This is a genomic window from Leucobacter sp. 7(1) (genome assembly GCF_900163635.1).
GTDB lineage: Bacteria > Actinomycetota > Actinomycetes > Actinomycetales > Microbacteriaceae > Leucobacter.
Genome location: NZ_FUID01000104.1, coordinates 44079 through 53409, shown reverse-complemented (window position 1 = coordinate 53409; position 9331 = coordinate 44079). Strand labels below are relative to the sequence as shown.

Annotated in this window: 9 protein-coding genes; 6 read left to right on the top strand and 3 right to left on the bottom strand. The window is 67.7% G+C overall.

Annotated features, from left to right (window positions below; translation table 11 throughout):
- Nucleotides 1-756 (top strand): lytic murein transglycosylase (locus FM113_RS17675; protein WP_369676718.1); only part of this gene is annotated, 756 nt, incomplete at its 5' end.
- 16 nt (nt 757-772) lie between these two features.
- Here FM113_RS17675 and FM113_RS17670 read toward each other — a convergent pair.
- Complete coding sequence (locus FM113_RS17670) at nt 773-1549, bottom strand: GntR family transcriptional regulator (RefSeq protein WP_087016295.1); 777 nt, start codon at nt 1547-1549, stop codon at nt 773-775.
- Between the two features lie 164 nt (nt 1550-1713).
- On the opposite strand from FM113_RS17670, the gene FM113_RS17665 reads away from it, so the two are divergent.
- The 4 genes from FM113_RS17665 (at nt 1714) to phnE (ending at nt 5526) form a co-directional block, all read left to right on the top strand.
- Nucleotides 1714-2847 carry a TIGR03364 family FAD-dependent oxidoreductase gene (locus FM113_RS17665; protein WP_087016293.1) on the top strand — a complete coding sequence of 378 codons (1134 nt, stop codon included), beginning with the start codon at nt 1714-1716 and terminating at the stop codon, nt 2845-2847.
- An 83-nt stretch (nt 2848-2930) separates the two neighbouring features.
- Nucleotides 2931-3845: a phosphate/phosphite/phosphonate ABC transporter substrate-binding protein gene (locus FM113_RS17660; protein ID WP_087016290.1), complete on the top strand. Its 915-nt coding sequence runs from the start codon at nt 2931-2933 to the stop codon at nt 3843-3845.
- Nucleotides 3845-4648 carry a phosphonate ABC transporter ATP-binding protein gene (locus FM113_RS17655; protein WP_176387292.1) on the top strand — a complete coding sequence of 268 codons (804 nt, stop codon included), beginning with the start codon at nt 3845-3847 and terminating at the stop codon, nt 4646-4648. The genes FM113_RS17660 and FM113_RS17655 overlap by 1 nt, the downstream gene beginning before the upstream one ends.
- A gap of 41 nt (nt 4649-4689) precedes the next feature.
- Nucleotides 4690-5526 (top strand): phosphonate ABC transporter, permease protein PhnE, encoded by an 837-nt coding sequence (gene phnE / locus FM113_RS17650; RefSeq protein WP_087016288.1) that lies wholly within the window; start codon nt 4690-4692, stop codon nt 5524-5526.
- A gap of 9 nt (nt 5527-5535) precedes the next feature.
- On the opposite strand, the gene FM113_RS17645 is transcribed toward phnE, so the two are convergent.
- On the bottom strand, nt 5536-6084 hold the full coding sequence (locus tag FM113_RS17645) for a MarR family winged helix-turn-helix transcriptional regulator (RefSeq protein ID WP_087016286.1): 549 nt from the start codon (nt 6082-6084) through the stop codon (nt 5536-5538).
- Between the two features lie 10 nt (nt 6085-6094).
- Nucleotides 6095-7792 (bottom strand): DHA2 family efflux MFS transporter permease subunit, encoded by a 1698-nt coding sequence (locus FM113_RS17640; protein ID WP_087016284.1) that lies wholly within the window; start codon nt 7790-7792, stop codon nt 6095-6097.
- Nucleotides 7793-7967: 175 nt separating this feature from the next.
- On the opposite strand from FM113_RS17640, the gene FM113_RS17635 reads away from it, so the two are divergent.
- On the top strand, nt 7968-9119 hold the full coding sequence (locus tag FM113_RS17635; protein WP_087016282.1) for a 5-(carboxyamino)imidazole ribonucleotide synthase: 1152 nt from the start codon (nt 7968-7970) through the stop codon (nt 9117-9119).
- Nucleotides 9120-9331: the final 212 nt, after the last annotated feature.

Genomic DNA, 9331 nt, shown 5'->3' with positions numbered 1-9331 from the left:
ATTCTCGGCGTGGGGGCGCTGGGTCTCGCGTGTGGGGCGGCAGGGGTGGCCCTGGCGCTCGGGCTGATCGGGGGACAAACGTCCGGGCCGCCCGCCGCCCGCTCCGAACCCGCTCCGGGGCAGCCCCTCGTTCCTGTGACTCCCGTTGAACGTGCTGCTCCGACCCTGGAGGCGGCACCCGCGGAGCGCCGCGCGGATCCCGCGTGGGTGGCGCAAACCGCGGCCGCGGCAGGGATCCCTGAGCGCGCCTTGACCGCGTATGCGCAGGCCGCGATTCGCGCCGAAGAAGCCACCCCGGGATGCGGGATCGGCTGGAACACGCTCGCCGCGATCGGGCTCGTCGAATCGGCCCACGGCAGCATCAACGAGGCCGTGCTCGGGACCGACGGCCGTGCCCTCCCCGCGATCACCGGCCCCGCGCTCGACGGCACTGTCTACGACGCGATCCCGGATACGGACGGTGGGGTCCTCGACGGCGACACAACCTGGGATCGGGCTGTGGGGCCGATGCAGTTCCTGCCGAAAACATGGCAGAGCTACGGGCGGGATGCGAGCGGGGACGGAACCCCCGACCCGCATCAGATCGACGACGCGGCGTGGGGAGCCGCAACGATGCTGTGCGACATCGGGGGAGATCTGACGCAGCCCGAGAACTGGATCCGCGCGGTCGACTCCTACAACCCGAACATCGCCTACAACAACGACGTCGCGGATGCTGCGGACGCCTACGCTGCCGCCGTGGGGGCCGCTGGATAGGACAAACGGAGCCGGGCTACTCCGACGCGAAGGCGAGCGGGGCCGGGGTCACAGCCTGCCGGGTGAGCGGGATCCGGTGCTCCGCACTGTTCTCCACTGCGAAGTTCGTCATCGAGGGCAAATAGCGGTCATCGGCGGTCTCGATGACCGTGCCGAACTCGTTTGTCGCGAGGCGTCGAACCCGGAGGAGCGGCGACCCCGGGGCGACCCCGAGCTGTTCGACCTCGAGCGGGTGTGCGGCGATGGCATCGATCACGTGGCGAGCGCGCACAGGCACGACACCGGCGCCGGCGAGCGCCTGGTAGATGCTGCCCCCGTCGAGATCCGCGGAGAGGAGGTGTCGGCCGATCTCGTAGGGGTAGAGCGATCGTTCAAGCATCGCTGGCTTCCCGTCGAGGAGGCGCACCCGGATGATCTCGACGATGGGGGAGTCGGGAGCGAGGCGGAGCTCCGTAGCAATACGCTCGGTGGCGGGGCGACGGCTTGCCTCGATGACGCGCTGGCCGGGCACAAAGCCGAGATCCCGCGCCCACTCGGTGAACGACATAAACGTGTCGAACGACTGCACCGGGGCGGTGCGCTGCACGCGTGGTGGTGTGCCGCGCCCCCCGACGATCATGCCCTCGGCTCGGAGCGCCGCGAGTGCCTGGCGTACGGGGCCGCGCGAGGTCCCAAACTCGGCAATGAGCGACTTTTCGCTGGGCACCTTGTCACCCTGCTGCCAGGCACCGGAGCGGATGCGTCGGATCATCTCCTCGTACAGCTGAACGTGGAGGGGTGCGGAGCTTGTCATGCCGTCAGACTACAAGTTGTCAAGACCGGTGAATGGGCTCGCCGGTGACCGGATTGTGAACGATTGATGTCGGCTCGGCGGCGCTCCGGCGACCTCCGTGAACGCTCAGCGAACACCGCCGTTCTGAGTTGTGTTGACTACTTTTCGGGCCGCAGGATCGAAGCATGACATCCCAGACTTCCGCCCCGCACATCGTGATCGTCGGCGCGGGCATCATCGGCCTCGCTCACGCGGTGGCCGCCCTCGACGCGGGCTACCGTGTGACCGTGCTCGAGCAGGACGCCGCGGCAATCACCGCGAGCATCCGCAACTTCGGGCACGTGGGCACCTCAGTGCAATCGGGGGAGCTCGGTGAGCTCGCCAAGGAAAGCCTCCCGATCTGGCTGGATCTCGCTCAGCGTGCCGGGGTGGACGCCCGTCGTTCCGGCACTCTGGCGCTTGCGCGCTCGGCCGCCGAGCTCGCCGTCATCGAGGAAGTCGCCGCAGAACGGGCCCCGCAGGGAGCTCGGCTGCTGAGCGCCCGGGACGCCGCGGACACCCTGCACCTGGCACCGGGATCGGCTGCGTCGGGCCGCGTGCGTGGAGGGCTCCTGTTCCCCGCGGACGTGACCGCAAACCCCCGCACCGCGGTCGCGCAGATCGCCGCGTGGGTGGATGGGCACGAACGCGGAGAGGTCCGATTCTCCACTGCGGTGCACGCCGTGGATACCGGAGTTGTCGAGACCAGTCGCGGCCGGGTGGCGGCGGATCACATCATCGTCGCGGCGGGACACCTCGTGGGTCGGCTGTTCCCCGAGCTCGCCGCGAGTGCCGGGGTGCGCGAGTGCGCGCTGCAGATGACCCGGGTCCGCGCGCCGCACGCGATGGGCCTTGGCCCGGCGGTGCTGACAGGCACCTCGATGCTGCGCTACGGCCGATTCGCGGGCCCCGCGGCCGAGGCACTGCGGGCGGAACTCCTGTCCGAACGCCCCGAGTTTGCCGAGATCGACGCGAACGTGATGTTTACGCAACAGGCGGACGGCACGCTGCTCGTCGGCGACTCCCACGCCGCTCATCCCGCGGCACCACCGTTCCTTGAGGAACGCTGGTCCCAGATCCTGCTCGACGAGGTCGCAGATGTGCTTGGGGCCGAGCGGCTCGAGGTGCTCGAGCGTTGGCAAGGGCTCTACGCGACGAGCGAGCAGGGTGACCTGCTCCGTGCGGCTCCCGCACCCGGGGTGAACGTGGTCACGCTGACCACCGGCATCGGCATGACCGTGGGCCTTGCGCTCGGAGCGCGCACAATCGCGGCGCTGTGACCCGATCCGATACCGATCCGGTCTTACACCGCACTGACTTGCACCATCGACACTCACTGTACGACCCCACACCAAGGAGAATCGTGAAGAAGAAGCACGCCGTATTGGCCGCCACTACGCTCGCCGCGCTGTCCCTCGGCCTGACCGCCTGCGCACCCGGCGCGGAATCAGCCGAAGGCACCGCGTCCGCCACCTGCCCGGACGGCAAGATCCGCTTCGGGATCCTGCCCTACGAGGACCCCGAGCGTCTCGAACCCGCGTACCAGGCACTTGGCGCAGCACTCTCAGAGCAGCTCGACTGCCCAGTCGAGGTGATCATCACCGAAGACTATGCGGCCGAGGTGCTCGCGATGGAAAACGACTCGCTTGAGATCGCCCAGTTCGGCCCGCTCGGCTTTGTGTTCGCGAATCAGCGCGCAGACGCCACGCCGCTCGCCTCCTTCGGCGACGCCGACGGAAACCCCACCACATATACGGGCGGCATCTGGGTGCCGAAGGACTCGAAGATCCAGAGCGTCGAGGATCTCGTGGGTCACACCCTTGCGCTCGGTAGCCCCGGCTCAACCTCGGGCGACGCACTGCCGATGTCGGCCCTCGCTGACGCGGGGATCGCTGATCAGGTCACGGCGGACTACGCCGGCGGACACCCGGAGGCGCTGCTTGCGCTCGTGAACGGGACTGTCGACGCGGCGCAGATCAACTCCCAGACGCTCGCCACCGCGACGGCCGAAGGCACGTTTGACGAGTCGAAGTTCCGGCAGGTCTGGAAATCGGAGGAAGTCCCGAACGACCCGATCACCGTGCGCGGCAACCTGCCGCAGGAGTTCAAGGACGCCGTCGCGGAAGCCCTGCTCACCCTCAAGACCGAAGACGTAGAGCAGGTCAGCGCCTTCCTCGGCGTCGATCCGGCCGGCCCGCTGATCCCGGTCACGGTCGACACGTACCAGCCCCTGTTTGATCTGGCCGAGACTATGGGCCTCACCGAGAAAGACGTGTAATGCACCCCGTCACCGCGCTCCCGGCACCCGGGACAACCGCCCACGCAGCACCGCTGAACACCCCGGGCGAAGTACTCCTCGACGTGCGCGCCATATCCAAAAGCTTTGGCGACCGCGTTGTGCTGCAGGACATGAGCATGCGCGTGCACGCCGGAGAGGTTGTCGCCTTTCTTGGGGCCAACGGCTCTGGGAAGTCGACGACACTGCGCGCGGTGAACGGGCTCACTGAAGCGGACTCCGGCGACATCACCATCGCCGGGGTTCGCCTCAACCAAGCAAGCGCGCAGCGGCGGGCCGAGGCCCGTCGCTCGGCTGCCACCGTGTTCCAGAAGATCCACCTGGTACCCCGCCGCACGGTGCTGCAGAACGTGTGTGCCGGTGGCTTCGCACGCCTGCCCGGGTGGCGGTCGATCCCACCGCTATTCGGGCGGGAGCTGCAGGCGGAGGCGATGGCCTGCCTCGACCGCGTCGGCCTCGCCGACCGGGCCCATGATCGCGCCGGGAGCCTGTCGGGCGGCCAACAGCAGCGCGTCGCCATCGCCCGGGCGCTGTGCCAGCGTCCCCGCATGATCCTCGCGGACGAACCCGTGTCGGCACTCGACCCGAAGGCCGCGGATGACGTCATGCAGTTGCTCCACGATCTCGCCGCAAACGAGGGGCTCGGCGTGGCCGCTGTGTTGCATCAGCCGCAGCTCGCGCGGGCCTACGCCGACCGCATTATCGGTCTGCGCGGCGGGCAACTTGTATTCGACGCAGCCGTCGGTGAGATCGACGACGCCCTGCTCGCCACGCTGTACCTCTGAGCCCGCACCCCATCCGCCCCGAAACACTCCGTGAGGATCCCGTGACTGACACCCTTGACCGCGCCACCGAGCGCGCGCCGCGATCGCTGCCCGTGCCACGCGATCCCCGCACCCCGTACCGCGCCGGCTCGTGGGCCGTGATCCTGGGCGTGCTCGTGGTGCTCCACTTGCTCGCCTTCCAGGCCACTGACTTCCGGCCCGAAAAGCTCGTCTCGGGCGCGACGGGCATGTGGAACTTCCTGTCCGAGGCGATCCCGCCGGACCTCAGCGGCGATGTAGTGCGCGCCGGCCTCGAGGGGGCGCTCACGACCCTGTGGATCGGCTTGCTCGGCACCACGGTGTCGGTGCCGTTCGCGCTGCTCCTCGCCGTGTTCGCCGCGCGCACCACCGCGCCCAACGCGTTCGTCTACCAGGTGGCCCGCGGGATCCTGTCGTTCTTCCGCGCGGTGCCGGACATCGTGTTCGCGCTGATCTTTGTCACCGCCGTCGGGCTCGGCCCGTTCGCGGGGGTGCTGGCCCTGATCTGCCACAACACTGGGGTCATGGGCAAACTCTGGTCGGAGGCGATGGAGGACGTTGATCCCGGCCCGGAGCAAGCGCTCCGCACCGCCGGTGCGAGTCGCTGGCAGGTTGTCGCGAACGCGACGATCCCCGGGGTGCTCCCGCAGCTCACCGGCCTGCTGCTCTACCGCTTCGACGTGAACGTGCGCTCGTCGCTGGTGCTCGGCCTCGTCGGGGCCGGGGGGATCGGCTTACTCATCAACAAGTCAATCAAGACGTTCCAGTTCGACGAGATGATGACCTACCTGATCATCATTCTGATCGTCATCGTGCTCGTGGATCTGGCCTCCGCCTGGATCCGGAAGCGCCTGCAATAGGCCACCGCGCTACTCGTCGGTTGAGGCGTCGCCCGACTGATCGCGCGAGCACCGACCGGAGGGTGAATCCGGCAGTTGCAGATCGGCGGACGCATTGAAGCGGTGCAGTCCGCTGCGCAGGTGATCGAGTTCCGCCGCGCTCCACCCGGCGAAGCGCTCATGGTACGCCCCCGCCCACTTCACGCGGATCCCGTCGAGGAGCTCGTGTGCCCGGGCGCTCGCGGTGAGGAGCGTCACACGACGATCCTCCGAAGCGGGCTCCGCATCCACGAGCTCAAGCTCGCGCAGCTTCGCGAGCTGGCGGCTCACCACGGCCTTGTCCATGTCGAGCATCTGCGCGATCCCCGTGGCAGTCAGCGGCCCCTTCCGCATGATCACCTGGAGCATGATCAGCCCGACCCCGCGCAGATCCGCGTGCACGTCCTCGGCATAGCGGGCCCAGCGGCTCCGCGCGAAGGCGATGACCTCTGAGAACTCGGAGATGATGTCGGCGACGATGTCGTCGCGCCCGGCCCCCGGCTCGGCTGAGTCGGGGGTCGGGAACGGGCGATCCTGCATGGTGACGACCTTAGTGTTCCGCGCCGGGAGAATTCGAGCTGGAGCTGCGCCCGTGGCGCGTCGGCAGCACGACTGGGCCGGTGGTGTCGGTCAGGACTGTCACCGAACCGGAGCGGTGGGTCAGCGCCTCGGGATCCTGTTCCTCGGCGGCCTGCAGCGCCGCGATCTTTTCGGCGTTGCTCTGCGTGCTCAACGGGATATTGGGCAGCAGGATGATCGCGATCAGCGCGACGAGCGCGACCGGGGACGCCGCGAGGAAGACGTTGCCGATCCCGTGTCCATACGCCGCTTCGACGACCACACGAATGGGAAGAGGGAGATCCGCAATCTTCGGAAGAACCCCGCTCGCGAGCACCTCCGCGCCGACCAGATCCGCGGGCGGGAGCTTGGTGAGGCCGTCCTTGATGTACTCGGCAACCTGCGTTGCGAGCATCGCGCCCATCACGGACATACCCGCGGTGCCGCCGATTGTGCGGAAGAACGTCACTCCGGAGCTCGCGGCACCCATCTGCGTGGGGGAGACCGTGTTCTGCACGATGAGGACGAGGTTCTGCATCGTCATGCCGACGCCCGCGCCCATAATGAACATGGAGACGCCCACGTACCAGTACGAGGTGTCGTAGCGCAGCTGGCCCATCATAAAGAGCCCGGCGAGCAGCGCGACCGCGCCGGAGACCATGTAGCGCTTCCACTTGCCCGTACGGGTGATGATCTGGCCCACGATTGTCGAGGAGATCAGTACGCCGCCCATCATGGGGAGCGTGAGCAGGCTGGCCTCGATCACGGTGCGGCCCCGGGCGAGCTGCATGTACTGGCCCAGGAACACTGCGGTGCCAAACATCGCGAGCCCGACCGCGATGCTCGCGATCACCGAGAGGGTGAACGTGCGGTTCTTGAAGAGCGTGAGCGGGATCAGCGGTTCCTCGGCGCGAATCTCAACGATTACCGCGAGGATGAGCACGAGTACGCCGCCGCCGAGCATTGCGGCCGTCTGCCAGGACCACCAGTCGAAGTTCGAGCCGCCGAGGGTGACCCAGATCAGCAGGCTGGAGAAGCCGAGTGAGATCAGGATAGCCCCGAGATAGTCAATCTTGATTTTGCGCTTGATCGTCTGCAGATGCAGTGTGCGCTGCAGCATGATGATCGCGATGATGGCGATGGGAGCGGCGACGTAGAAGTTCCAGCGCCAGCCGATCGTGTCAGTGATCAGGCCGCCGAGGAGCGGGCCGCCAACAGTGGCGACAGCCATGATCGCGCCCATGATGCCCATGTACTTACCACGCTCGAGTGGGCTGACGACCTCCGCGAGCACGATCTGGCCGAGCACGCCGAGGCCGCCGGCCCCGAGGCCCTGCAGTACGCGGAACGCGATGAGCCAGGACGGTTCTTGCGCGGTGCCCGCGAGGGCTGAACCCAGCGTGAAGACAACGAGTGAGACCTGGAGCAGTACCTTCTTGCTCGTGAGGTCGGCGAGCTTGCCCCAGATCGGGGTGGAGATCGCGCTCGCCAGCATTGTGGCGGTGACCACCCACGTGAAGGCGGCCTGCGTGCCGCCGATGTCAGCGATGATGATCGGCATCGACGTGCCCACAACGTTCATGGCGAGCATCGACACGAACATGCTGAGGAAGAGGCCGGCGAGCGCGAGGCGCTTCGCTCGGCCGGTGAGAAGCCCCGCGGCGGGGGCGGAATGTGGTGCTGCGGTCATTCGGGGTGGAGATCCTTCGCGACAGAAACGAGGGGGCCACAACGGCGGCCCCAATTTGTTGACAAGGGTCAACTATAGGCCGATGGTTGATATATGTCAACTAATGCTGAGTTGGGGTCGTGGTGGCCCTACGGAGTTGTGTGCCGGGCCCGGGGGAATACGGCAGAATAGAGGTATGGGACTTGAGAGTGGCACTGTTCGCATCGGCGTCATCGGCGGCGGTCAGCTCGCTCGGATGATGGTGCCGCCGGCCATCAACCTGGGGCTGCGTATTAGCGTGCTCGCCGAGACCGAGGGCTCGAGCGCAGAGCGAGCCGCGGACGCGGTCGGGGACTACCGTGACCCGGAGACCGTGTATGCCTTCGCCGACACCGTCGACGTGGTCACGTTTGACCACGAACACGTGCCGCAGGAGATCTTGCTCGAACTCGAACGCCGCGGCGTTGCCGTGCACCCGCGCCCCGGCGCGCTGCAGTTCGCTCAGGACAAGATCCTGATGCGCGAAAAGCTGGGCGAGCTCGGCGTACCCGTGCCCGCGTGGGCGGCAGTCTCCGATGAAGCCGAGCTGCAGGAGTTCATCGCGGCGAACGGCGGCCGCGCCGTAGTGAAGACCGCGCGCGGCGGCTACGACGGCAAGGGTGTGCGCGTTGTCAGCGACGCCACCGAGGTCCGCGACTGGTTCACTGCGCTTGCCGAGGATGGCCGCGGCGGGCAGTTGCTCGCGGAAGAGCTCGTCGATTTCACGCGCGAACTCTCGCAGCTTGTCGCGCGACGCCCAAGCGGGGAGACCCGCACGTGGCCCGTTGTCGAAACTGTGCAGCGCGATGGCGTGTGCGCGGAGGTCATTGCCCCCGCCCCGGTGGCGGATCCCGCGACGCTTGACGAAGCCGCTCGCATCGGCGCAGTTGTCGCCGAGGGCGTGGCAGTCACCGGCGTGCTCGCTGTTGAGATGTTTGAAACGCGTGACGGCCGCGTGCTCGTGAACGAGCTCGCGATGCGCCCGCACAACTCCGGCCACTTCTCCATCGAAGGTTCGGTGACCAGCCAGTTCGAGCAGCACCTGCGTGCCGTCGCGGACCTCCCGCTCGGCGACACCGCGATGACGGCCCCCGCTGCCGTGATGGTGAACGTGCTCGGCGGACCAGCCGAAGGGCCGATGCCCGTGCGCTATGCGGCCGCGCTCGCCGCCCACCCGCACGCGAAGTTCCACAGCTACGACAAGCAGCCCCGGCCTGGTCGCAAGGTGGGCCACGTCACCGTGACCGGTGAGGACCCGGCAGCGGTGCGCGCGGCGGCGCAGGCCGCGGCGGCGGCCTTCGACAACTAGTCGCGCCGGGGGCGTACCCCTCCAGGAAAGACCCCAAACCCCGCCGAGAAGCCAGTTTGGCACCTTGGCGGTCCGGGGAACGTGCGAGATTGGCTTCTGGGTGCGTGGGGATGCCCCCTGCGCCGCTCAGATCCAAGAAACCTGTCGCTTGAGGCGTGCGTAATTCAATGCGTCCAAGGCGAGTTGATCAGCGAGAAGTTCCTCAGCGTGAT

Bases quoted from the DNA above. Each gene is read 5' to 3' on its own strand.
- FM113_RS17670 (WP_087016295.1), bottom strand. From the start codon at position 1,549: ATGACAAGCTCCGCACCCCTCCACGTTCAGCTGTACGAGGAGATGATC.
- FM113_RS17665 (WP_087016293.1), top strand. From the start codon at position 1,714: ATGACATCCCAGACTTCCGCCCCGCACATCGTGATCGTCGGCGCGGGC.
- FM113_RS17655 (WP_176387292.1), top strand. From the start codon at position 3,845: ATGCACCCCGTCACCGCGCTCCCGGCACCCGGGACAACCGCCCACGCA.
- FM113_RS17645 (WP_087016286.1), bottom strand. From the start codon at position 6,084: ATGCAGGATCGCCCGTTCCCGACCCCCGACTCAGCCGAGCCGGGGGCC.
- FM113_RS17640 (WP_087016284.1), bottom strand. From the start codon at position 7,792: ATGACCGCAGCACCACATTCCGCCCCCGCCGCGGGGCTTCTCACCGGC.
- FM113_RS17635 (WP_087016282.1), top strand. From the start codon at position 7,968: ATGGGACTTGAGAGTGGCACTGTTCGCATCGGCGTCATCGGCGGCGGT.